Below are 22231 nucleotides of genomic sequence, written 5' to 3'. Positions count from 1 at the left end.
CCATGAGCGAAGCCGTGAATAGATCAAGCCTGGCCGGCGCCGTTTCCCCGACGATCCCGGTGCTTGTATGCGCGCTGGCGATCTTCCTGCTGTCCGGGATGGACGCGGCGATGAAGTCCCTGGTCATCGCGGTGGGCGTCTACAACACGGTGCTGTGGCGCAGCATGGTCTCGACCTTGGTCGCGGGCGCGGCCTGGTCGGCAGGGCCGCGCTCGAAGCCGACATTTCCGGTGCTGAGGCTGCATGCGCTGCGTGCCGCGATTGTCTGCACGGTCCTGCTCTTGTTCTTCTGGGGTCTCGCCAGGCTGCCGCTCGCCGAGGCGATCGGGCTCAGCTTCGTCGCGCCGCTGTTCGCCCTTTTCCTCGCCGCGCTGTTGCTGGGCGAACGTATAAGGCGGCAGGCCGTGTGGGCGTCGCTCGCCGGCATCGCGGGCGTCGCGATCATATTGGCCGGCCAGTTCGGCGAGGCCGGCCATGCGCAGGATGCCCTGCTTGGCACCGCGGCGGTGCTCGTATCGACGGTGTTCTATGCCTACAATCTGATCCTCTCCCGGCGACAGGCGCTGCTGGCCAAGCCGGTCGAGATCATGCTGTTCCAGAACCTTTACGTCGCGATCATCCTTGGTCTCGCCGCGCCATGGCTCGCTGTCGCGCTGCCGAGGGATCTCTGGCTCCCCCTGGTCGGGGTGGCGGGGCTGTCGCTCGCCGGCCAATTCCTGATGAGCTGGTCCTATGCCCGTGCCGAAGCGCAATATCTGATCCCGACGGAATACTCGGCCTTCATCTGGGCGATCGCGCTTGGCTGGTTCTTCTTCGGCGAGGAGGTGGCCTGGACCACGCTGGCAGGGGCATGCCTGATCGTCGCCGGCTGCCTGATCGCCGCGCGTGCAAACCCGAAACTGGCCGAGCCGATCGAAGCGGCAGTCTGAGCATCTCACTGCCGGCCGGTTGCCGCGACGTCGTTTCCGTTTGCTGTCGGTTGCGGGTCAGCCCTGCGCCGCGCTTGCCTTGAGCCGCACGCCCCTGCCGCCGCGCTCGCTGGCCTGGTTCTCGCCGATCAGCTCCACGCCGATGTCGTCGAGTGCCTGGATGACCTTCATCAGCGAATCGACGACGCCCCGCACGACGCCTTCGCTGGCTTCCATGCGCTGTATGGTCGGAAGCGAAACCCCGGCGCGCTCGGCGAGCGTTCTCTGGTCGATGCCGGCCAGTGCCCTCGCAGCGCGCATCTGTGCGGCAGTCATCATCGGCCGAAATCCAGTCTGTATGTGCAATATCGATGTATAATATAAATATTACAATGTCTCAAGCATCATCGAGAGTTGGCTTGGGCGCGCATCAATCGCTGTCGACCACCACCTTGCGCCGCTGCAGCAGGCGCGCCGCCAGCCAGCACAGCATGGCCCAGGCGAAGCCTGCGCACCAGCCGGCAAGCACGTCCGACGGCCAATGCACGCCGAGATAGACGCGGCTGGTTCCGACCAGCACCGTGGTGAGCACGGCGAGGCCGAGCACGAAGATCTTCGTCCTGCGGTTCGGCAGGAAGCGCGCGGCGAGTGAGCCCAGTGTCAGATAGGTCACCGCCGACAGCATCGCGTGGCCGCTCGGGAAGGAGAGCGACGTCTCGTTGACGAGGTGCGAGACAAGATCGGGGCGGGGACGGTCGACCTCATGCTTGAGCAGGCTGGACACCACCTGCCCGCCCGCCACCGAAACGAACACGAACAGTGCCGTCGCCGGTCGGCGCATCAGCAGAAAATAGACGATCGCCGCGGTCGTGATCAGCACCAGCACGCTGGAACTGCCCAGGCTGGTGATGTCGCGCATCGCGGCCTGAAGCCAGGGAGGACCGATCGGGCTGTCCGGCTGTCCGGCATGGCGGAAGGCGAGCAGGATCTCCGTGTCGAAGGCGTGCGGCGTGGTGGCGCGCGCCACCTCCATGAGTTCCAGCAGGCCCCACAGCCCGCAGGCGATCGCCAGTCCGGCCAGGAGCACCGGGAATTCCATTCTGTTGAGCAACGCGTTGGCGGCCGATTTCATTCGGGTGCCCTGGGTCTGGCTACAGCCGCTGCATATAGGGCCCGAGCGTGATCAGAGCGACCGCGGCGATCGCCAGCACGACGCCGGTCGCCTGCAATGCGTTCAATCGCTCGCCGAAGAAGACCAGTGCCACGACATTCACCGACACCAGCTGGATCACGGCCGACAGGCTGAACGACACCGACATGCCGAACTCGCGGATCAGCCTGAGCATGATCAGATTGCCGGCGGAATAGAGCGCGAGCGTCAAAAGGATCTTGGTCAGGCTCGGCGCCAGTCCCCATTGTTTGGCCGCCATCGCCGCCAGCAGGAAGATCACCGTCGAAACGCCAAGCTGCGCCAATCCCCAGAAACTCACCTTTTCAGCCCTCCTGAAGCGGCCTTCGCCGCGCCCGTCGCCGCACTTGTTTCCGAAGCGCGCGAAGCCGTCAAGCTGATCGCATCGGGCAAGGCGCGCCGCGACGGGATCGAAGCCGGATGTCGCAAAATACGCCGCGCAGCCATGGTTGGCGCCCTTGCGCCGAGACCGCTCGTGGGTCGGCTCGCCGGGCTGTCGTGCCCGTGATCGGCACCGGCGCATGCGCGGCCGCAGGCGAACAATCGTCAGTCGGCAAATCGACCTTGCTTGATCGTGCCGATGTCACGAAAATGTGATCGGCCGCCTGTAGGGATCGACAGGTCACACATTCCAGCCACCTCAAGAGCCAGAGGACAGCTTATGACCCAATCCCCTGAGAACCGCTTCCGCACCAGCCTGCTCGAGGAAAACGACGGCCCGCCCGTCAATCCCACCGACAACCGCACCATGGGCGAGATCATCGCCGCGCGCTTCTCGCGCCGCGGTTTCCTCAAGGGTTCGCTGGCCGTCTCGGCCATTGCCGCCACGGTCAGCCCGCTTGCGCTCGTCGCGGCAGACGATGCGCGCGCCGCCGAAGGTTCCGCCTTCAAGTTCGACGAGCTCGAGGCCGGCATCGACGACAAGCACCATGTTGCGCCGGGCTACGACGCCGACGTGCTGTTGCGGTGGGGCGACCCGCTCTTCGCCGATTCGCCGGAATTCGATCCGACCAAACAGTCGGCCGAGGCCCAGGCAAGACAGTTCGGCTACAACAACGACTATGTCGGCTATATCCCGATCGATGGCTCGGCCGAGCATGGCCTCCTGGTCGTCAATCACGAATACACCAACCCGCATCTGATGTTCCCCGGTATCGTCAAGATCGTCGAGAAGGACGGCAAGAAGGCCGCCGAGGTGGCGCCGCTCTCGAAGGAGCAGGTCGATGTCGAGATGGCGGCGCATGGCGGCACCATCGTCGAGATCCGCAAGGAAGGCGGCAAATGGCAGGTGGTGCGCGACGGCAAGCTCAACCGCCGCATCATGTCCACCACCGAAATGGCGCTTTCCGGCCCGGTCGCCGGGCATGATCGCGTCAAGACCAATGCCGATCCGTCCGGCGCCAAGGTCATCGGCACCTTCAACAATTGCGCTGGCGGCGTCACCCCCTGGGGCACCTATGTGATGGCCGAGGAGAACATCCACGGCTATTTCTCGGGCGAATTGCCGGAAGGCCACAAGGAAGCCGCCAACTACAAGCGCCTCGGCATTCCGGAAGGCGCCTATGAATGGGGCACCCACTACGACCGCTTCAACCTTGCCAAGGAGCCGAACGAGCCCAACCGCTTCGGCTGGATCGTCGAGGTCGACGTCAACGATCCGACTTCGGTGCCGAGGAAGCGCACCGCCATGGGCCGCTTCAAGCATGAGGGCGCCGAATCGATCGTCGCCAAGGATGGCCGCGTCGTCTTCTATCTCGGCGACGACGAGCGCTTCGACTATGTCTACAAATTCGTCACCAAGGGCACGTTCAACCCGAGCGACCGCGCGGCCAACATGAACCTGCTCGACGACGGCACGCTGCATGTGGCGAAGTTCGCCGAGGACGGCTCGGTCGAATGGATGCCGATCGTCTTTGGCCAGGGCCCGCTGACGGCGGAGAACGGTTTCGCCGGCCAGGCCGACGTGCTGATCGAGACCCGCCGCGCCGCCGACCTGCTCGGCGCCACCAAGATGGACCGCCCGGAAGACATCCAGCCCAATGCCGGCAACGGCAAGGTCTATGTCATGCTGACCAACAATTCCAAGCGCAAGGCCGACCAGGTCGACGCGGCCAACCCGCGCGCCGCCAACGCCTTCGGTCACATCATCGAGATCGTCGAGGACGGCGGCGACTTCGCCGCCACCAAGGGCAAGTGGGAAGTGCTGTTGAAATGCGGCGATCCCTCGGTCGCCGATGTCGGCGCCACCTTCTCCACCGCCACCACCGCCAATGGCTGGTTCGGCATGCCGGACAATTGCGCCGTCGACTCTGCCGGACGCCTCTGGGTCGCCACCGACGGCCAGGGCCCGAAGGCCACCGGCCGCACCGACGGCCTGTGGGCGGTCGATACGGAAGGCGCCGCGCGGGCGACGTCAAAACTGTTCTTCCGCGTGCCGATCGGCGCCGAGATGTGCGGCCCGCTGTTCGCGCCGGACGACCAGACCGCTTTCGTCTCGGTCCAGCATCCGGGCGACGGCGGCGAGGACTGGGAGGGCTTTGGCCGTCCGTCCTACTATGAGGATCCATCGACCCGCTGGCCGGACTTCAAGCCGGACATGCCGGTGCGGCCTTCGGTCGTCGCCATCACCAGGCAGGGCGGCGGCAAGATCGGGGTGTGACCGGCTGGGGCACGGAGAGCCATCGCAGACGTCGGGGATTGGCCGAGGCCTCCCCGGCGAAGCGATAGACATCCGCAGCTCAGCTACCCCGCGCGTCGAACCACGGCCATGTTCAGGGTGGTTCTTAACCGGAAGCCGATGGACTCATAGAGCCTGACGGCCGCGGCGTTGCTGTCATAGGCGTGGAGGTAAGGAACCTCGCCCCGCGCCATGATCCGGTTTGCCACGATGAGCGACAGCAGCCTGGCCAGGCCGCCGCCGCGGAAATCCGGGTGCGTGCACACGCCGCTGAGTTCGGAATAGCCGGGCTGCTTCATGCGCTCGCCGGCCATCGCCGCCAGCCTGCCGTCGATCTTCACGCCCCAGAACTCGCCGAGGCTCAAGGCCTCCAGTGTGAACGGGCCCGGCTTGGTGAGCGATGCGAGCGCGAGCATCTCGGCCGCATCGTCCCGCGTCAGCGGTTGCACACGCTGGTCGGACACCGCCTGCACCGGCCGCTCGGCAACCATCTGCACGAGGGACGCGGTCGAAACCGCGGCAAGCGCGGCAGGCAGGGCGATCGGATCCGTCTGGACCAGGATCGAGCTTTCAAGCGGCGGGAGCAGTTTGCCGAGGGCCAGCAGGCTGTCCGCATCGTCGGCCGCGGTGGCGGCGAAGGGAACGATCGACGGCCGGTACCGCCGGGCAAGATTGTCGCCTTCCGCGAAGGCCTGGTGGCGCGTCGCAAGCGCGCTCCAGATGGGACGGTCGAGAACGTGTTTCATCGCACGACGGCCTTGGCACCGGCTTCGTCCACGCGGCGGGCGAGCGGGGTCGCCGCCAGCCGATCCTCGATGGCGGCGAGCTGGCCGAGCAGCGGTCCGGAGAGGTCCGCGCACAGTTCCGCGACCGCGCCCTCGATGCGTGGCCAGACGTCGCGCTTGGCGGTGTCGACCAGCCGCCGGCCGCTCGCCGAAAGGGAGACGATCCTGCGTCGCTGGTCGTCGTTCGATTGCATGACCTCGACCAGGCCGAGGTCGGCCAGCAGCGACACGCTTCGCGTCACGCCCGGCTGTGCGATGCCGAGGGATTGCGCCAGTTCGCCGACCGGCAGCGGCCCCAGTCTGTCGAGCGTGGCGAGCAAGGGGTACTGGCTCGACTGGATCCGCACATCCAGGCGGTCGAGCACGCGCTGCGTGTCGGCCTGCAGCTGCTCGCCGATGCGCTTCAGCCTGCTGCCGAGGCAGAGAAAGCCGAGGGACCGCAGAATGTCTTCCATAGTTAACCCGCCGGAGCAGAACAATAACTTGATATATAACATCGCATGGAATTTGGCAAGGTGGCTCGGCGAGCATGGTCGGTGCCGGCTTCCGCCGGCGGACATTCCCTCTTCATTCGCGGTCGATAGCATCCTATATGGCGCTGGCGACATGATCGGTCGCGCCAGGCGACTGATTCGAGGCCCGCGGGCCGCGGGTCCCTGTTCATCGGCACGCGGAAGCTCATGCCCTCCCTGCGTATCCATATCGACAGGTTTCTCGAAAGTGCGGCGCCCAAGGTGCCGCGCCGCGAGCTGACGCATCTCGAGCGCCTGGCGCTGGTTCGCCGGCATGGCGATTTCTCGCTCGCCTATTCCACCGCCGTGCAGCAGAAGCTGTCCTATTTCAGCGACGGCGACGGCTACATCGCCTTCGGCACCAAGATGAAGCACCATTTCGCCCTCGGCGATCCGGTGGTCGATCCGGCCGACAGGCCCGGCTACATCAAGCGCTTCGTCGAGGCTGCCGGCGGCCCCTGGTTCGTCCAGATCGGCGCCGCCACGGCAAAGGTGCTGGCCGGGCTCGGCTATCAGGTCAACCGGCTCGGCATCGACACCCGGCTGCACCTGCCGGCGCATGATTTTTCCGGCAAGCGCAACGAAACCGTGCGCTATTCCGAGCGCTGGCTGGCGAAGAAGGGCTTCACCTTCACCGAGGACAGGGCCAACATGCTGCTGGCCGAGGTTTCGCGGCTGTCCGAGAACTGGCGCGGCGAGCGCATCGTCAAGCGCTGGGAGATGGGCTTCCTCAACCGTCCTTTCGCCGACCATCTCGGTGCCGACATGCGCCGCTTCGTCCTGCATGGCCCCGAAGGCGAGCTCGTCGCCATCCTCGATTTCGATCCGCTGTTCAGCGGCGGCGAGGTCATCGGCTACACCACCGCCTTCAAGCGCAAGCATGTCGACGCCACCTCGCATGCCGAAATCGGCCTGACCAAATACGCCGTCGACCGCTTTCGCGAGGAGGGCATTTCGGTCGTCACGCTCGGCCTGTCGCCGCTGCTCGACGTGGAGCCGAGCGGCTATGCCGAATCGAATTTCTGGCGCGGCGCCTTCCAGCGCGCCTACCAGTCGCCCTGGGTCAACCGCTCGCGCTTCAACCTGCAGGGCCAGGCCGCCTTCAAGCGCCGCTTCCACGGCCAGGAGGAGCCGACCTACATCGCCTTCCGCAAAGGAACGCTGATGGAGATGCTGGGGCTGCTGCGGCTGATGAAGGCGATTTAGAACGTCGCGCAGTTGGCCGAATCCTCGCAACTTCGTCATCCTAGGGCGAAGCAGCCGCGAAGCGGCGTCGCGGAGACCCTGGGATCCATGCCGTTACATCAGCCGAGGAATACTACGAAGCAGATTTTGCACCGGGGGCAGCGCTTCGAGATCACGGCATGGATCCTCGGGTCAAGCCCGAGGATGACGACAGGACAGGAGTTCCAGCCAATCACGAAAGCTTGCGCGCTCTCCATTTCGGGAACACGGCAGCCCTCAGTTCCTCAACCGATACCCGGTCTTGAAGATCCACGCCACGATCCCGATGCAGGCGGCCAAAAACACCAGCGTCATGCCGAGGCTGACGCCGACCGAGACGTCCGCCTTGCCGTAAAAGCTCCAGCGGAAACCGCTGATCAGGTAGACGACCGGGTTGAACAGCGTGACCGTCTTCCAGATGCCGGGCAGCATGTGGATGGAATAGAAGCTGCCGCCGAGGAAGGTGAGCGGCGTGACGATCAGCAGCGGCACCAGCTGCAGCTGCTCGAACGTCTTTGCCCAGATGCCGATGATGAAGCCGAACAGGCTGAAGGTCACCGCCGTCAGCACCAGGAAGGCGACCATCCAGAACGGATGCTCGATCCTGAGCGGCACGAACAGTGCCGCGGTGGCCAAGATGATCAGGCCGAGCATGATCGACTTGGTCGCCGCGCCCCCGACATAGGCGATGATGATCTCGAGATAGGAGACCGGCGCCGACAACAGCTCGTAGATCGAGCCGACGAATTTCGGGAAGTAGATGGCGAAGGAGGCGTTCGAGATCGACTGCGTCAAAAGCGAAAGCATCATCAGCCCCGGCACGATGAAGGCGCCGTAGCTGATGCCGTCGATCTCGGTGATGCGCGAGCCGATGGCCGAGCCGAAGACGACGAAATAGAGCGATGTCGAGATCACCGGCGAAATGATGCTCTGCAGCACCGTGCGGAAGGCGCGCGCCATCTCCACCCGGTAGATCGCCCATATTGCACGAAGGTTCATGGCCGCGCGCGGGTTCATGGCTCTTGCCTCAGAAGATTGACGAAGATCTCTTCGAGCGAGCTGTTCTTGGTGTCGAAGTCGCGGAACTGGATGCCGGCGGCCTCGAGGTCGCGGATCAGCGAGGCGACGCCCGGCCGGTCGCTCTGGTTGTCATAGGTGTAGGTGAGCTGGCCGCCGTCGGGAGACAGCTCCAGCGCATAGCGCGACAGCCGGTCCGGCAGCGCGGTGAGCGGCGCACGCAATTCGAGCGTCATCTGCTTGCGGCCGAGCTTGCGCATCAATTCGGCCTTGCCCTCGACCAGGATGATCTCGCCCTTGTTGATGACGCCGACGCGGTCGGCCATCGCCTCGGCCTCTTCGATGTAATGCGTGGTCAGGATGATGGTGACGCCGTCCTCGCGCAGGCGCCGCATCATCGCCCACATGTCCTGGCGCAATTCGACGTCGACGCCGGCCGTCGGCTCGTCGAGGAACAGCACGCGCGGCTCGTGCGACAGCGCCTTGGCGATCATCAGCCGGCGCTTCATGCCGCCCGAAAGCGTGATCGCCTTGGCGTCCTTCTTGTCCCACAGCGAGAGGTCGCGCAGCACCTTCTCGACAAAGGCCGCGTTCGGAGCCTTGCCGAACAGGCCGCGGCTGTAGTTCACCGTCGCCCAGACCGTCTCGAAGGCGTCGATGGTGAGCTCCTGCGGCACCAGCCCGATCAGGTTGCGCGCGGCGCGGTAGTCCTTGCCGATGTCGTGCCCGTCCACGGTGACCGTGCCCGACGATCGGTTGACGATGCCGCACACGATCGAGATCAGCGTCGTCTTGCCGGCGCCGTTCGGCCCGAGCAGCGCGAAGATCTCGCCGCGCTCGATATCGAGGTTGATTTCCTTCAACGCCTTGAAGCCGGTGGCATAGGTTTTCGTGACACCGGAAATCGAGATGATGGATGACATGCTGAAAAACGGCCGGCTGGAAAACGTGACCTGATATAGGTCGGATGGCGTTTTATGCAAACCGGCAATCGACGGTTTTCCTGACAGTTCCGGCCACGCGCCTCTCGCCGGCCGGCGGCACAACGGCGTTGCGCAACCCGCCCGGCGTCGAGAAGCCGTCACGCGCCAGGTCTATCCGGTCCGGGACGGTTGCCGCCTGGCGCTGCGACAACGCGCCTCGCGTGACGCCGCGCCGCTTTGACCGATGTGCCTTCGAGGCCTATCCTCGAAGAATAGCAGCAGCCGGAGTCGCCCATGGACCCGCTCATTCTGTCGCGTATCCAGTTCGGCGCGAATATTTCGTTCCATATCCTGTTTCCGGCGATCACCATTGCACTTGGCTGGGTGCTGCTGTTCTTCAAGCTACGCTACAACGCCACGGGCGATTCCGCCTGGATGCGCGCTTATTTCACCTGGGTGAAGATTTTCGCGCTGTCCTTCGCCATGGGCGTCGTCTCCGGCGTCACCATGAGCTTCCAGTTCGGCACCAACTGGCCGGGCTATATGGAAACGGTCGGCAACATCGCCGGCCCGCTGCTGGCCTATGAGGTGCTCACCGCCTTCTTCCTCGAAGCCGCCTTCCTCGGCATCATGCTGTTCGGCTTCCGCCGCGTCTCCAACCGCATCCACACGCTGGCGACCGTGCTGGTGGCGGGCGGCACCACTGTCTCGGCCTTCTGGATCATCGCGCTGAATTCCTGGATGCAGACGCCGGCCGGCTTCGCGATGATCGACGGCAAGGCGCATGCGCTCGACTGGTGGGCGGTCGTCTTCAATCCGTCAATGCCTTACCGGCTGGTCCACATGCTGCTCGCCTCCGGGCTCACCGTCTCGTTCCTGATCGCCGGCCTGTCGGCGCTGCGCTACCTCTACGGCGACCGCTCGGAATCGATGTGGAAAGCGCTGCGCACCGGCATCTTCACCGCCGCCATCCTGATCCCGATCCAGATCTTCGCCGGCGACCAGCACGGCTTGAACACGCTCGAGCATCAGCCGCAGAAGATCGCCGCCATGGAGGCCAACTGGAACACCGGGCCCAACGTGCCGCTGGTGCTGTTCGCCTGGCCCGATGAGGCTGCCAAGGAGAACCGGTTCGAGCTCACTATTCCCGATGGCGCCAGCGTTGTGCTGCGTCACTCGCCAAGCGGCGTCGTGCCCGGCCTGAACGACTATCCCGGCAACCACCCGCCGGTGTTCCCGGTGTTCTGGGGGTTCCGCATCATGGTCGGCACCGGCATACTGATGCTGATCGTCTCCTGGTCGGCCGCCTTCTTCCTCAAGCGCCGCCACAGCCTGCCGAAACCGCTGGCCCTCATCATGGTGCCGATGGCGCTGTCCGGCTGGCTGGCGACGCTGGCCGGCTGGTACACGACCGAGATCGGCCGCCAGCCCTGGCTGGTCACCGGCGTGCTGAAGACGGCGGATGCGGTCGGCCCGGTCGCCGGCAGCCATGTCGCGCTGACCCTGGCCGTCTACCTCATCCTCTATGTGCTGCTCTTGATCGCTTATCTCAGCGTGCTGGTGCATCTGGCGCTGAAGGCGGCCAAGGACGGCGACGCCTCGCCGCTGCCGGGCGCCATGAATGCGGCCCTTTCGCAGCAAGCCGCTGGGGAGTGAAACGATGAGCTTCGACTGGCCGACCGCGCTTCCGCTGATCTTCGCCGGCCTGATGGGCCTCGCCATCCTGATCTACGTCATCCTCGACGGCTTCGATCTCGGCATCGGCATCCTGTTCAGCGTCGCTGAAAGCTCCGAGCAGGACACCATGATCGCCGCGATCGGCCCCTTCTGGGACGCCAACGAGACCTGGCTGGTGCTGGCCGTCGGGCTTTTGCTGGTCGCCTTCCCGATGGCGCACGGCACCATCCTGACCGCGCTCTATATCCCGGTGTTCCTGCTGCTGGTCGGGCTGATCCTGCGCGGCGTCGCCTTCGACTTCCGCGCCAAGGTGCCGGCCGGCAAGAAGCAGCGCTGGAACCGCATCTTCCTCATCGGCTCGGCGACCGCCTCGCTGGCGCAGGGCTATATGCTGGGCGTCTATGTGCTCGGCCTCGATGTCGGCCTCGGCGGCATGGCCTTCGGCGCGCTGGTCGCGCTTTGCCTCTCGGCGGCTTACGCCGCCATGGGCTCCGCCTGGCTGATCTACAAGACCGAGGGCGACCTGCAGGTCAAGGCCGTGCGCTGGCTGCGCGTCACGCTGGTGCTGACGGCGCTCGGCATGGTGGCGGTCTCCTTGGCCACGCCCTTCGCCAGCCCGCGCATCTTCGACAAGTGGTTCCTCTGGCCGCAGATGCTCTATCTCTCGCCGCTGCCGATCCTGTCGGCGCTGCTGTTCCTGTGGCTGTGGCGGCAGACCTTTCATCTGCCGCGGCCCGACGACAGCCATGCGCTGACGCCGTTCCTGACCTTGGCCGCCATCTTCGCGCTCGGCTTCGCCGGCCTCGCCTGGTCGTTCTACCCGTTCGTGGTGCCCGACAGGCTGACGATCTGGCAGGCCGCCTCGGCGCCGGAGAGCCTCGCCTTCATCCTAGTCGGCACCGTCGTCGTGCTGCCGATCATCATCTTCTATTCCTTCTATGCCTACCGGGTGTTCGGCGGCAAGGCGACGGATCTGACGTATGATTGAGGGGGTGCGGTAGGGGCGCGGAAGGCACTCCCTTCGTCATCCGAGAAAGCCAATCCGGAGTGGTTCGAGCTCTTTCGTGGAACCGGCTGGTAGGCACCCGGTTTCTTGCACCGCTGGAGCATGGCATCGCGGTCACGGCATGGATCCTAGGGTCTCCGCGACGGAGCTTCGCTCTAGGATGACGAAGGGTTGGGGACATCGCTGCCCCAACCCCAACCCGCTCAGCTTTTGCTCGATGCCAGCACCAGCACCGGCTTTTCGCTGTAGAGCTGCGGAAACAGCGACTTCAGGTTCTCGACCTTCGGCAGGTCGTTGTAGACGATATAGGGGTAGGTCGGGTTCAGCGTCAGGAAATCCTGATGGTAGTCCTCGGCCGGATAGAAGGTCTTGCCGGTCTCCAGCGTCGTCACGATCGGCCTGCCGAACACCTTGGCCTTGTCGAGCTGGGCGATGTAGCTCTCGGCGACCTTCTTCTGCTCGTCGCTCTCGGCGAAGATGGTCGAGCGGTACTGCGTGCCCTGGTCCGGCCCCTGGTAGTTGAGCTGGGTCGGATTGTGCGCGACCGAGAAATAGACCTGCAGCAGCTGGCCATAGGTGACCTTGGAGGGATCATAGGTGATCTCGACCGATTCGGCGTGCCCGGTGCGGCCGGTGCCGACGACCTCGTAGACGGCGTTTTCGGCGCTGCCGCCGGTGTAGCCGGAAACGGCCTTGCTGACGCCCTTGACGTGCTGGAACACGCCCTGCATGCCCCAGAAGCAGCCGCCGGCGAAGACGGCCTTCTCCATGCCGCCGGCCGCTTTTTCATCCAGGGCCGGCGGCGGGATCACCACCGCGTCCTCGGCCGAGCGTGCGGGCGTCTGCCAGAAGGCGGCGGCCGCCGCCGTCAGCACCAGCGCCGCGAGCGGGGCCAGCAATGGCGATCGCCGTTCGGTTTTCTTTTCGATCCCGGTCATGTCTGACCTCCTTGTCGTTGTTCCAATATATACGACGGAAACCGCCGTGGGGTTCTCACTTTGCCGTGCGGCGGCCAGCGGCGGCCTCGGCGGTTGGCATTTCCTCGCCCCCATGAAATGGGGGAGAGGTGGATCGGCGCGCAGCGCCGAGACGGAGCGGGGGAGCGCCCTTGCGATTGTCAGCCCCGCCGGCCGCCGACTTATTGCACCGGAGCCATCGCGTCGGCCGGCTTCATGGCATCCGTCGCCGGCTTCATGGCGTCGGCGGGCTTCATCGCATCCGTCGCCGGTTTCATCGCGTCGGTCGCCGGCTTCATCGCCTGGGTGCTCATCGCATCGGGCTTCATGGCATCCGCGGGCTTCATGGCGTCCGCCGGCTTCATCGCGTCCGTCGCCGGCTTCATGGCGTCGGTCGCCATCGCATTGGCGGGCTTCATCGCGTTGGTCGCGTCGTCGGCGCGGACGCCGGCGGCGAAAGCCGTGGTTGCGAGCGCAAGCGCGAGCGCCGTCAGGAATCGGGTCATGGTGGTCTCCTTGGGTTGTGGCGCGCGATGCGGGCCGGATGGTGCGCTGCCGCGTCCTGCGGCGCCGCGCGAAAAGGGATGATCGATCAGTTCGCGGCGGCGGCCAGGATCGGCCCACCGCCCGGTTGCTGCACCAGCACCGCGGTGCTCAGGCCGCCGGTTGCCGCGGGCAGCGGCAGCGTCGTGGCCTTGCCGGTCCAGCGGCCGAGCCTCTCGAGCGAATGCACGACATTGGCATGCGGCAGCGTGCGGCCGGTGTTCTCGCCGCGCGCCACCGGCACCTCGACGACGCCTTTGTCGTAGCGCACCAGCCAGATGTCGGCCGCTCCGCCGGAAACGGTGCCGGCGGCGATGCTCACCTTGCCGCCGGCGAGCGACACCTCCGGACCCTCGGCGCGGCCGGCCCTGGCAATGAGGCCCTGGATCTCGCCGGGCTTGGCGCCGACCGCGTCGGTGCTGCCGTTCACCACCACCTGCGGCGTGAACGGCCCGTCATGGCCGAGCGGCGGCTCGTAGTTGACCTGGCGCTGGGTGAATTCCTGCCGGCCGAAAGTGTCCTTCCAGCCGAGATAGTCCCAATAGGTGACGTTGAAGGACAGCGCCAGCACGCCCGGCTGGTCCTTCACCTTGATCAGATTGGCATTGGCCGGCGGGCAGGACGAGCAGCCCTGGCTGGTGAACAGTTCGACCACGGTGAGCGGCTGCGCGGAAGCAGCCCCGGTCGTGGCGGCAAGCGCGACAAAAGCGGCGCCGGCGAGCCTGCCGAGCGTTGTCCTTGGTCCAGTCATGAGAAGCAGTCTCCGTTGCGGCAATGCTCTGATTTCGCCGCGGCGGAAGGCTTCGTTACAGGCTTCACCGGTTTGTGATTGAGGAGCCGCCTTCCCTTTTCCCCTTGTGGGAGAAGGTGTCGCCGAAGGCGACGGATGAGGGGTGCTCCAGGGAACACCAGCGTCTCACTCCGCTGGAACACCCCTCATCCGTCTCGGCGCTGCGCGCCGATCCACCTTCTCCCACAAGGGGGGAAGGAGAGGCGCCGCTACTGCGTCATCACGGTCTCGGACTGGCGCTTGTTGAAGGCGCACTTGCCGGTCACGTTGTAGAAGAAGTCGGCGTTGCTGACATCGGCCGGCACGGGGTTGCCGCCGTCTTCCCAGGCCTGGTAGCTGGTCTGGTTGCAGGGCACGGCGCTGAAGATGTCGACCTTCTCGCCCGTCGCGACCTCGGGCATGTCGGTTTCGCTGGTGCCGATATAAAGCCGGTTCGAGGTGGCGGCATCGTCCGATTTCAGCGTCTGCGGATTGCCCGAGGGAACGTCCATCTGCAGGTAGAGCTTGTCCATCTGGCTGACGTCGATCGACGCGCCGGCGCCGTTGGCCGGGTAGGTGGTGGTCGCGCAGGTGGTGTTGAAGTAGATCGTCTTGCCGGATTTGCTGTCCTTGACGCTGCCGGGGATCGAGCCGGTCGGCGGATTGCTGAAGGCGGTGAGCGAGCCGGTCGTCGTGCAGATCTGCTGCTGGACCTGCGTCTGCGTGGTTCCGTTCACCGTGTAGACGGAGGTGGTGCCGTAGCCTTTCGGCTCGCTCACGGTGTAGCTCTTGTTGCCCACCTTATAGGTGAATTGATAGGGGACGTATTTGTAGTCGATCTTCATCAGGCTCTGCGCGTTCGTCTGCGCGAACTTGGTGCCGTAGAGATACATGGTCTTGTTCCAGTAGCCCGACACCTTCGTCACCTTGAAATCGGCCTGCGTCAGCGCCGGCGTCTTGCGCACCGACGCGCCGACGCCGATGGCGACGGTCTTGATGTTGGCGATCGTCATGAAATTGGTCGGCATCGGATAGGCCGCCGTGGCGCTGAAGCTCGCCGTGCCGTCGGCGGCGACATCGACGCTCTGCAGCGTTACCGTGCCGTCCCCGCTGTTGGCCGTGTAGGCCTGCTGCAGCGCGACCTGCCGGTCGGCCTTCGAGGTCGTGGTCTCCATCGTGGTGATCGACAGGATCGCGGCGTCCAGCGCGTTCTGCATGTTGCTCCTGGTCGTCACCGCCGAGGTGTAGTCGACGGAAAAGCCGACCGCGATGAGCAGCGGGATCGTCATTATGACCATGATCGGCATCATCGAGCCGTCTTGGGAGCGGACGAAATCCCTTGCGGACGAAAACATTCCTTGACCCCCCAGACGCCGTCGGCAGCACAGCCTGCTTACACTCGAGGGTAGAATTATGCCTTAAAGGGATGGAGGAAAGTTTAAGCGGAGCGCGGCACCCTCCTTCTCCCTTGTGGGAGAAGGTGGATCGGCGCGCAGCGCCGAGACGGATGAGGGGTGTTGGAAGAAATGAGGCGGTGGTGAGTGGCATGCCCATGGCTTGGCAGCGATCTTGCCAAGCTGGAGCACCCCTCATCCGTCGCCTGCGGCGCCCCTTCTCCCGCAAGGGGGGAGGAAAAGGGCGCCCCGCTTGCCCCTCACCCTTGCCCCTGCTAAAGCGCGCCGCATGACGACCCCGCTCGACCACATCCGCAATTTCTCCATCGTCGCCCATATCGACCATGGCAAATCGACGCTTGCCGACCGGCTGATCCAGCTCACCGGCGCGCTGGAGGAGCGCGACATGAAGGAGCAGGTGCTGGACTCGATGGACATCGAGCGCGAGCGCGGCATCACCATCAAGGCCCAGACCGTTCGGCTGAACTACCGCGCCAGGAACGGCGAGGATTACGTGCTGAACCTCATCGACACGCCCGGCCATGTCGACTTCGCCTACGAGGTGTCGCGCTCGCTGGCCGCCTGCGAGGGCTCGCTGCTGGTGGTCGACGCCAGCCAGGGCGTCGAGGCGCAGACGCTCGCCAATGTCTACCAGGCCATCGACAACAACCACGAGATCGTCGTGGTGCTGAACAAGGTCGACCTGCCGGCCGCCGAGCCCGAGCGCATCCGCGAGCAGGTGGAGGAGGTGATCGGCCTCGACGCCTCCAACGCCGTGCAGATCTCGGCCAAGACCGGCCTTGGCGTTCCGGACGTGCTGGAGGCGATCGTCCACCAGCTGCCGCCGCCGCGCGAGGGCGACGTCAACGCCCCGCTGAAGGCGATGCTGGTCGACAGCTGGTACGACGCCTATCTCGGCGTCATCGTTCTGGTGCGCATCATCGACGGCGTGATGAAGAAGGGCCAGACCATCCGCATGATGGGCACCGGCGCGAAATATCTCGTCGAGCGCACCGGCGTCTTCAAGCCGGCCCGCGTCAATGTCGACGAGCTCGGCCCCGGCGAGTTCGGCTTCTTCACCGGCTCGATCAAGGAGGTGGCCGACACCCGCGTCGGCGACACCATCACCGAGGACCGCCGCCCGACGCAAAAGGCGCTGCCCGGCTTCAAGCCGGCGCAGCCGGTGGTGTTCTGCGGCCTGTTCCCGGTCGATGCCGCCGATTTCGAGGATCTGCGCGCCGCCGTCGGCAAGCTGCGCCTCAACGATGCGTCCTTCTCCTATGAAATGGAAACCTCCGCCGCGCTCGGCTTCGGCTTCCGCTGCGGCTTCCTCGGGCTGCTGCATCTGGAGATCATCCAGGAGCGGCTGGAGCGCGAGTTCAATCTCGACCTTATCGCCACCGCGCCGTCGGTCGTCTACCGCATGAACCTCATCGACGGCACGACGAAGGAATTGCACAACCCGGCCGACATGCCCGACGTGGTCAAGATCGCCTCGATCGAGGAGCCGTGGATCCGCGCCACCATCCTGACCCCCGACGACTATCTCGGCGGCATCCTGAAACTCTGCCAGGACAGGCGCGGCATCCAGGCCGATCTCTCCTATGTCGGCAAGCGCGCCATGCTCACCTACGACCTGCCGCTCAACGAGGTGGTGTTCGACTTCTACGACCGGCTGAAGTCGATCTCCAAGGGCTACGCCTCCTTCGACTATCACCTGACCAACTACCGCGAGGGCGACCTGGTGAAGATGTCGATCCTGGTCAATGACGAGCCGGTCGACGCCCTATCCATGCTGGTGCACCGCACGGCGGCGGAAAAGCGCGGCCGCGCCATGTGCGAGAAGCTGAAGGAGCTGATCCCGCAGCATCTGTTCAAGATCCCGATCCAGGCCGCGATCGGCGGCCGCATCATCGCCCGCGAGACCGTCTCGGCGCTCAGGAAGGACGTCACCGCCAAATGCTACGGCGGCGACGTCACCCGCAAGCGCAAGCTGCTCGACAAGCAGAAAGAGGGCAAGAAGCGGATGCGGCAGTTCGGCAAGGTGGATATCCCGCAGGAGGCGTTTATCCAGGCGCTGAAGATGGGCGATTGAGGGGAAATCTGTGCCGCTGGCCGGCATGTAGAAGGCGGGACCTGATGGTCAACCGGTACATGCAGGTTCCCGGCTCCAGTATTCGCCGATCCGTTGGCAGTCCGTCATCTTTCCACCTAGAAAAGGAGATGGGAATCGTGCAGTCTGACCCAAAAAGGGGAGGGGTGCCTTGTTTCCAGATTCAATATTCGCCGATATTCGGGAAGGTCGAGCCGTACTGGTTACCGGCGCTGGTGTAAGTATCAACGCAACCAACAAGTTTGGTCGACCAATCGCGAGTACCTCCGAGATTGCCAAACTGGTCGCAGAGGCAGGGGACCTTCCGTACGGCGGAGAAGACCTAAAGGAGGTCTTTGAAGCTCTAGGCGCGTCGATCGGGTCAGTGAAGTATAGAAAAATATTCGAAAGCAATTTCACCGGAACTACTCCGAGCGAAGCTCTTGTAAAAGTTTTCAGCGTGCCATGGCGTCGAGTTTATACCTTCAACGTAGACGACACCATAGAAAATATTCCAAGAAAGAAGACGTCGCAGAAGCTACAATTCTACAACGCGCTTCGCGATCGGCGCGTCGAGTGGCGTGGGTATTCCGAATGTCAGGTTGTGCACTTGCATGGTTGTGCGCTGAATCCAGAAGCAGGCTTTATCTTCTCGTCCACTGAATACGCAGACGCGTCAGCCAAAAATCCGGCGTGGTATTCACAGCTTGGAGAGGATTTTATCGACTACACCGTGGTGTTCGTCGGGACGTCTCTAAATGAGCATATTCTGTTTCAAAGCGTGCGGGCTGCTTTGACCAAAGACGCCACCCCGGGACGTTCCTTCTGTGTAACGCCAAGCGATCTTACAGAAATCCAGAGCCGCTCTCTTCAAAATCGGGGCATAGTTCATATCAAAGCGACGCTTGAGAATTTCGTCTCCGAAATAGAACGGCGCTTCCCAGGCGGTCTCATGCCAAGGGACATAGAATCCGAAGGTGCGGCAGCGGCAGCAAGTCAAAAAAGTCGCTTTACCGGAGCCGACGTCGAAGCGCTCAGAGCCATATTTCCGGTATCGCACAAGGCTCTGGCAAAGAGATTCCCCAACAATGGCAACGAATTGGCCAAATACAGGAGGAGGTTTTACGAGGGATATGGGCCTACGTGGCCAATCATCGCGTCGTCCTCTTTCGCGTCTTTGGGGCAATTCCAACGGCTTCGGTCGGAAATCGACCAAGGCAGGGATCAGAGAAGGGCAATTGTTGTCCTTGGCGAGGCGGGGTCCGGCAAGTCGACTTTTGTTATGGACTACGCTCTTCGTCTATCCGCTTCTGAGGGTAGCCCCTTGGTTGTTGAATACACCGAAAGTGGCGTGCCCTTCAAGGATGTCATGTACTCCCTTAAAAAGTTCAGGGAGGATCGACCTGTCTAGTAGTCATAGATGATCTTCATGTCGTTGCTGAGAGCATATCAGAAGTCTTAGGCGAGCGCTCCATGGAAGGTGTAACGATATTGACGAGCGCGCGTACGGGGGAATGGCACGACAGGCTGGAAAAATTATTTATGGGAAACGTCGGTATCGTCAAATTTGACAGGTTTAAGTCGGACGATATAGACGTAATAATTAAGGCAATTGAAGGAAATTACGCTGCACCGGCGTTTAATAAACTAAACGTGGCAGAAAAACGTCAAAGGTTTGCAAAGAGCAGGCAGCAACTACTCATTGCAATGCTCGAAGCAACTGAATCAAAGGGTTTCGAGGAGATTATTGAAGACGAATTTTCTCGAATTTCTGAACAAGATAGACGACAATTTTTCTTGACGGTCGCCATAGCGACGGTTCCCCGAGTCGGAATCAGCAAATCGATGGCGTCTACTGTATTGGGTTACTTGAATTCACCTCATACATTTGACGAGCTTTTGAATGGGCTTCAAGGAATTGTGGATATTTCGAAGTCTGGCCGGTACCAAGCAAGGCATCAAATTTATGCATCTGAGGTTGTCCAAAAGTATGCGTCCTTGAACGACTTAGAAGCAGTTTTGATTGCGATGGTCAATTACTATGTGCAATTCACGCCACCGATCATAAGAAATCTGACTGAGCATGATGGGCAGCTGTTCAAGTATCTATTGAACAATAATAACATATACCAAATTTTCGCTAACTCGGGCGATAAGGGCAGAGCCGTCAAATTTTACACAAATTTCGAGATATCGCTCCAGTTAGATGGGCACTTCTGGCTTCAATATGCACTTCTGCTGCGGCGCCTTGGAAGGCAGAAAGAGGCATTGGAGATGCTTGGTCGGTCAATTCAGGCATACCCTGGCAACAAGTTTGCGCAACACGCGCTTGCCCAGCAAAAGCTAATCGTTGCCGCCCAACATACCGCGTTTAACACAGCAACGCAGAGGCTTGTCGACGAAGCGGTTACTAGTTTGATGGAACGCCATGTCGCAATGGGCGCGGAAAGGTTGAAGGGCACTTTGGACGAATACCCGATAGTTACTCTTGGGTACTACCACATCGATGCCTTGATGTCACATGGACAGGTGGATAAAGCCATCACGTCAGCGAAGAAATATTTCCATGAAACCGAGAGATTGCTGAAAAATTTCTCAGATCCAATTCTCGTGGAGCTACGAGCAAAACTGGCGACTTTGGTGACAACGTCCGAATGGCGTAGATTGTCATACAAGGTTGGCCAGATTAACTATAAATAACTTGATCGCTGCTGGCGTGGATAGGTGATGTCAGCTCCGCTTTTTGCGTAGCGCAAATGGCGAATCGGACGGTTCCCCGGGCGTTGACTATGAAGCACAGTGATTGATGCCCAGTTCCGTGTTGCGTCGGGCCGTGATTGGAGAAAGCCTCGCGCTGCAGTATCGTACACCCCTTTTGGGGAGACATCACATGCGCTCCACCCTCGACACGGTCGCCGCGATCGGCCTCGCCATCGGCGGCGCGTTGGGCATGGCGGGCACGTTCGTCGCCGGCGATGCGCTGCGCGAGACGCTGTGGACCATCGACGGCGTCGCGATCGTCGTGGCGGCGGCGCTGCTCACCCTGAAATACCAGCGGCTCGCCAATGACCTCGTCGCCGCCGGCTTCCTCACCTTCCTGGCTGGCGAGACCCTGCTTCTGGCCGGCAATGCGGCAGGCCTGCAGGCGAGCGTGCCGTCCTATGTCGGCGGCATTGCGCTCTGGGCGGCGGGGCTGGTCATGGTCAGCGCCCAAAGCACCTTCGCGCTGTGGACACGGCTCACCGCTTTCGTGGCGGCCCTGCTCTTCACCGTCTCGGCGGCGATGATCCTGTGGGGCGCGCCGCTTCTGCCCACCTCCTCGCCCCTGCCGGCGATCGGCTATCCGTTCCTGGTCCTCACCTTCATCGGCTGGATCTGGACGCTGTTGAAATCGGAACCGTGAGCGGGGCGGAAATGGCCGCGCCGCTCGAAATCCGCAACAGCCCCACCGGAAAAATCCTCCCGGCGCTGGGGCCGTTCCTGATCGGCGGCATTTTCGGCTTCGGCGCGCTGCAGGGCCTGGCTGCCGGCGCGAGTGGCGGGCATGTGCTGATCATCGCGCTGCTCGGCGCCGCGTGCCTGGCGCTCGGCTTCTTCATCGTGCGTGGCGCCTTCGACACTTCGGTCAAGGTGGTTCTGAACAGCCAGGGCTTCCGCGATGCTCGCGCCGGCGACGTGCTGGTGCCGTGGGCGAAGGTGCGGAGCGTGCGCCTCGCCGCCGGCGGCAAGGGCGCGGCGATGCTCAATTTCGAGCTCACCGAGGAGCCGCCCGACGCCATCAAATATGCCGCCGCCAATGCCTTTGGCCTGATGCCCTTCGGCAAGACCATCGTGCATATGGAGATATCCTCGCTCGACGCGCGCGGGGAAGAGATGGTCGATGCGGTGCGGAAATTCGCGCCGCATGTGGTGGTGCGACGCTGATTCTTCCTTCCCCCCTTGTGGGGGAAGGTGGCTCGGCGCGCAGCGCCGAGACGGATGAGGGGTGTTCCAGCAAAGTGAGACGCTGGCTTCCCCTGGAGCACCCCTCATCCGTCCGAGCTTCGCTCGGCCACCTTCTCCCACAAGGGGAGAAGGGGAGGTCGCGCGGCTTCTCCGCCCGTGCTCTACTCCCTCCGGGAACCTTGCCATGATTCGCGCTCTGCTCGCCGCCCTTCTGCTTTCCACGCCGGCCTTCGCCGCCGACATGTCCGTCTTCGTCCGCAACCAGCGCTCGGACGGCGTGGCGCTGGAACTCTTCAGCCGCGACAGCGAAAAAGTCTGGCCGGGCGGCGACAAGGTGTTCCTCATCCGTCCGGGGGCGAAGAAATCCGTGCCGATCTCCTGCGACAATGGCGAGCACATCTGCTGGGGCGCCTGGGTGAATGGCGACGATTCCGTCACCGCCGGCGTCGGCCCCGACAACGACCGCGCCTGCGACACCTGCTGCTTCATCTGCGTGGAGCACTCGACCGAGACGGTCGATCTGGCGGAGTAGCGCGGCGCTTCTCCCTTCTCCCCTTGTGGGCCTGTTGCGCAGTTAGCGCGAACAGACCCGCGAGGCGGTTTGGCCCGTGAGG

General features: G+C 63.4%; 22 protein-coding genes. 11 read left to right on the top strand and 11 right to left on the bottom strand.

Translation table 11 applies throughout. The annotated features are described in order from the left end of the window. Window positions 1-2: 2 nt before the first annotated feature. Entirely contained in the window at window positions 3-929 is a 927-nt protein-coding gene (locus EJ067_RS16400) for a DMT family transporter (RefSeq protein ID WP_126086668.1), read from the top strand. A 57-nt stretch (window positions 930-986) separates the two neighbouring features. Here the strand turns inward: EJ067_RS16400 and EJ067_RS16395 are convergent, their stop codons facing one another. The 3 genes from EJ067_RS16395 to EJ067_RS16385 all read right to left on the bottom strand — a co-directional run bounded on the left by EJ067_RS16395 (window position 987) and on the right by EJ067_RS16385 (window position 2398). Next, window positions 987-1247 (bottom strand): helix-turn-helix transcriptional regulator, encoded by a 261-nt coding sequence (locus EJ067_RS16395; protein WP_126086667.1) that lies wholly within the window; start codon window positions 1245-1247, stop codon window positions 987-989. Window positions 1248-1338: 91 nt separating this feature from the next. Then, on the bottom strand, window positions 1339-2040 hold the full coding sequence (locus EJ067_RS16390) for a phosphatase PAP2 family protein (RefSeq protein ID WP_126086666.1): 702 nt from the start codon (window positions 2038-2040) through the stop codon (window positions 1339-1341). A 19-nt stretch (window positions 2041-2059) separates the two neighbouring features. Then, window positions 2060-2398, bottom strand: a complete 339-nt coding sequence (locus EJ067_RS16385) for a hypothetical protein (RefSeq protein WP_126086665.1) — start codon at window positions 2396-2398, stop codon at window positions 2060-2062. Window positions 2399-2758: 360 nt separating this feature from the next. Here EJ067_RS16385 and EJ067_RS16380 point away from each other — a divergent pair, with 360 nt between their 5' ends. Next, a complete protein-coding gene (locus EJ067_RS16380) occupies window positions 2759-4756 on the top strand; it encodes a PhoX family phosphatase (protein ID WP_126086664.1) in 1998 nt (665 codons plus the stop codon). 83 nt (window positions 4757-4839) lie between these two features. Here EJ067_RS16380 and EJ067_RS16375 read toward each other — a convergent pair whose 3' ends face one another. Both EJ067_RS16375 and EJ067_RS16370 read right to left on the bottom strand, forming a co-directional pair. Beyond that, window positions 4840-5520, bottom strand: coding sequence for a GNAT family N-acetyltransferase (locus tag EJ067_RS16375; RefSeq protein ID WP_126086663.1), 681 nt, complete (start codon window positions 5518-5520; stop codon window positions 4840-4842). After that, a complete protein-coding gene (locus EJ067_RS16370; RefSeq protein WP_126086662.1) occupies window positions 5517-6014 on the bottom strand; it encodes a MarR family transcriptional regulator in 498 nt (165 codons plus the stop codon). Before EJ067_RS16370 ends, EJ067_RS16375 begins: the two co-directional genes overlap by 4 nt. Window positions 6015-6239: 225 nt before the next feature. Between EJ067_RS16370 and EJ067_RS16365 the strand changes: the two genes are divergently transcribed. Continuing rightward, a complete protein-coding gene (locus tag EJ067_RS16365) occupies window positions 6240-7277 on the top strand; it encodes a phosphatidylglycerol lysyltransferase domain-containing protein (RefSeq protein ID WP_126086661.1) in 1038 nt (345 codons plus the stop codon). Window positions 7278-7532: 255 nt separating this feature from the next. On the opposite strand, the gene EJ067_RS16360 is transcribed toward EJ067_RS16365, so the two are convergent. Then, window positions 7533-8294 (bottom strand): ABC transporter permease, encoded by a 762-nt coding sequence (locus EJ067_RS16360; RefSeq protein ID WP_126089645.1) that lies wholly within the window; start codon window positions 8292-8294, stop codon window positions 7533-7535. A gap of 14 nt (window positions 8295-8308) precedes the next feature. Next, window positions 8309-9235: an ABC transporter ATP-binding protein gene (locus tag EJ067_RS16355; protein ID WP_126086660.1), complete on the bottom strand. Its 927-nt coding sequence runs from the start codon at window positions 9233-9235 to the stop codon at window positions 8309-8311. Between the two features lie 294 nt (window positions 9236-9529). Between EJ067_RS16355 and EJ067_RS16350 the strand changes: the two genes are divergently transcribed. Both EJ067_RS16350 and EJ067_RS16345 read left to right on the top strand, forming a co-directional pair. After that, a complete protein-coding gene (locus EJ067_RS16350; protein WP_126086659.1) occupies window positions 9530-10891 on the top strand; it encodes a cytochrome ubiquinol oxidase subunit I in 1362 nt (453 codons plus the stop codon). Window positions 10892-10895: 4 nt separating this feature from the next. Continuing rightward, window positions 10896-11900, top strand: coding sequence for a cytochrome d ubiquinol oxidase subunit II (locus EJ067_RS16345; protein WP_126086658.1), 1005 nt, complete (start codon window positions 10896-10898; stop codon window positions 11898-11900). A 221-nt stretch (window positions 11901-12121) separates the two neighbouring features. Here EJ067_RS16345 and msrA read toward each other — a convergent pair whose 3' ends face one another. From msrA to EJ067_RS16325, 4 genes are all read right to left on the bottom strand, one after another. After that, complete coding sequence (gene msrA / locus EJ067_RS16340; RefSeq protein ID WP_126086657.1) at window positions 12122-12856, bottom strand: peptide-methionine (S)-S-oxide reductase MsrA; 735 nt, start codon at window positions 12854-12856, stop codon at window positions 12122-12124. 200 nt (window positions 12857-13056) lie between these two features. Beyond that, window positions 13057-13380, bottom strand: a complete 324-nt coding sequence (locus EJ067_RS16335) for a hypothetical protein (protein ID WP_126086656.1) — start codon at window positions 13378-13380, stop codon at window positions 13057-13059. An 86-nt stretch (window positions 13381-13466) separates the two neighbouring features. Further along, window positions 13467-14168, bottom strand: coding sequence for a DUF1223 domain-containing protein (locus EJ067_RS16330; protein ID WP_126086655.1), 702 nt, complete (start codon window positions 14166-14168; stop codon window positions 13467-13469). 248 nt (window positions 14169-14416) lie between these two features. After that, entirely contained in the window at window positions 14417-15541 is a 1125-nt protein-coding gene (locus EJ067_RS16325; protein WP_126086654.1) for a TadE/TadG family type IV pilus assembly protein, read from the bottom strand. A 328-nt stretch (window positions 15542-15869) separates the two neighbouring features. Between EJ067_RS16325 and lepA the strand changes: the two genes are divergently transcribed. The 6 genes from lepA to EJ067_RS16295 all read left to right on the top strand — a co-directional run bounded on the left by lepA (window position 15870) and on the right by EJ067_RS16295 (window position 22149). Then, complete coding sequence (lepA, locus tag EJ067_RS16320; RefSeq protein ID WP_126086653.1) at window positions 15870-17675, top strand: translation elongation factor 4; 1806 nt, start codon at window positions 15870-15872, stop codon at window positions 17673-17675. 169 nt (window positions 17676-17844) lie between these two features. Next, window positions 17845-19083 carry an SIR2 family protein gene (locus EJ067_RS16315; protein ID WP_126086652.1) on the top strand — a complete coding sequence of 413 codons (1239 nt, stop codon included), beginning with the start codon at window positions 17845-17847 and terminating at the stop codon, window positions 19081-19083. 62 nt (window positions 19084-19145) lie between these two features. Next, window positions 19146-20372, top strand: a complete 1227-nt coding sequence (locus EJ067_RS16310; RefSeq protein ID WP_126086651.1) for a tetratricopeptide repeat protein — start codon at window positions 19146-19148, stop codon at window positions 20370-20372. A gap of 190 nt (window positions 20373-20562) precedes the next feature. After that, entirely contained in the window at window positions 20563-21075 is a 513-nt protein-coding gene (locus tag EJ067_RS34600; protein ID WP_189510645.1) for a hypothetical protein, read from the top strand. Next, window positions 21072-21596, top strand: coding sequence for a hypothetical protein (locus EJ067_RS16300; protein WP_126086650.1), 525 nt, complete (start codon window positions 21072-21074; stop codon window positions 21594-21596). Before EJ067_RS34600 ends, EJ067_RS16300 begins: the two co-directional genes overlap by 4 nt. Window positions 21597-21801: 205 nt before the next feature. After that, a complete protein-coding gene (locus EJ067_RS16295) occupies window positions 21802-22149 on the top strand; it encodes a hypothetical protein (RefSeq protein ID WP_126086649.1) in 348 nt (115 codons plus the stop codon). Window positions 22150-22231 lie beyond the last annotated feature (82 nt).

Origin of the sequence: Mesorhizobium sp. M1D.F.Ca.ET.043.01.1.1 (assembly GCF_003952385.1) — a bacterium.
Lineage (GTDB): Bacteria > Pseudomonadota > Alphaproteobacteria > Rhizobiales > Rhizobiaceae > Mesorhizobium.
Note: the sequence above shows the minus strand (reverse complement) of the source record. Positions and strands in the feature narration are given on the sequence as shown.

Excerpts from the sequence above, each read along its gene's own strand:
- EJ067_RS16400 (WP_126086668.1), top strand. The coding sequence starts at position 3 with ATGAGCGAAGCCGTGAATAGATCAAGCCTGGCCGGCGCCGTTTCCCCG.
- EJ067_RS16395 (WP_126086667.1), bottom strand. The coding sequence starts at position 1,247 with ATGATGACTGCCGCACAGATGCGCGCTGCGAGGGCACTGGCCGGCATC.
- EJ067_RS16390 (WP_126086666.1), bottom strand. The coding sequence starts at position 2,040 with ATGAAATCGGCCGCCAACGCGTTGCTCAACAGAATGGAATTCCCGGTG.
- EJ067_RS16380 (WP_126086664.1), top strand. The coding sequence starts at position 2,759 with ATGACCCAATCCCCTGAGAACCGCTTCCGCACCAGCCTGCTCGAGGAA.
- EJ067_RS16375 (WP_126086663.1), bottom strand. The coding sequence starts at position 5,520 with ATGAAACACGTTCTCGACCGTCCCATCTGGAGCGCGCTTGCGACGCGC.
- EJ067_RS16370 (WP_126086662.1), bottom strand. The coding sequence starts at position 6,014 with ATGGAAGACATTCTGCGGTCCCTCGGCTTTCTCTGCCTCGGCAGCAGG.
- EJ067_RS16365 (WP_126086661.1), top strand. The coding sequence starts at position 6,240 with ATGCCCTCCCTGCGTATCCATATCGACAGGTTTCTCGAAAGTGCGGCG.
- EJ067_RS16360 (WP_126089645.1), bottom strand. The coding sequence starts at position 8,294 with ATGAACCTTCGTGCAATATGGGCGATCTACCGGGTGGAGATGGCGCGC.
- EJ067_RS16355 (WP_126086660.1), bottom strand. The coding sequence starts at position 9,235 with ATGTCATCCATCATCTCGATTTCCGGTGTCACGAAAACCTATGCCACC.
- EJ067_RS16350 (WP_126086659.1), top strand. The coding sequence starts at position 9,530 with ATGGACCCGCTCATTCTGTCGCGTATCCAGTTCGGCGCGAATATTTCG.
- EJ067_RS16345 (WP_126086658.1), top strand. The coding sequence starts at position 10,896 with ATGAGCTTCGACTGGCCGACCGCGCTTCCGCTGATCTTCGCCGGCCTG.
- msrA (WP_126086657.1), bottom strand. The coding sequence starts at position 12,856 with ATGACCGGGATCGAAAAGAAAACCGAACGGCGATCGCCATTGCTGGCC.
- EJ067_RS16335 (WP_126086656.1), bottom strand. The coding sequence starts at position 13,380 with ATGACCCGATTCCTGACGGCGCTCGCGCTTGCGCTCGCAACCACGGCT.
- EJ067_RS16330 (WP_126086655.1), bottom strand. The coding sequence starts at position 14,168 with ATGACTGGACCAAGGACAACGCTCGGCAGGCTCGCCGGCGCCGCTTTT.
- EJ067_RS16325 (WP_126086654.1), bottom strand. The coding sequence starts at position 15,541 with ATGTTTTCGTCCGCAAGGGATTTCGTCCGCTCCCAAGACGGCTCGATG.
- lepA (WP_126086653.1), top strand. The coding sequence starts at position 15,870 with ATGACGACCCCGCTCGACCACATCCGCAATTTCTCCATCGTCGCCCAT.
- EJ067_RS16310 (WP_126086651.1), top strand. The coding sequence starts at position 19,146 with ATGGAAGGTGTAACGATATTGACGAGCGCGCGTACGGGGGAATGGCAC.
- EJ067_RS34600 (WP_189510645.1), top strand. The coding sequence starts at position 20,563 with ATGCGCTCCACCCTCGACACGGTCGCCGCGATCGGCCTCGCCATCGGC.
- EJ067_RS16295 (WP_126086649.1), top strand. The coding sequence starts at position 21,802 with ATGATTCGCGCTCTGCTCGCCGCCCTTCTGCTTTCCACGCCGGCCTTC.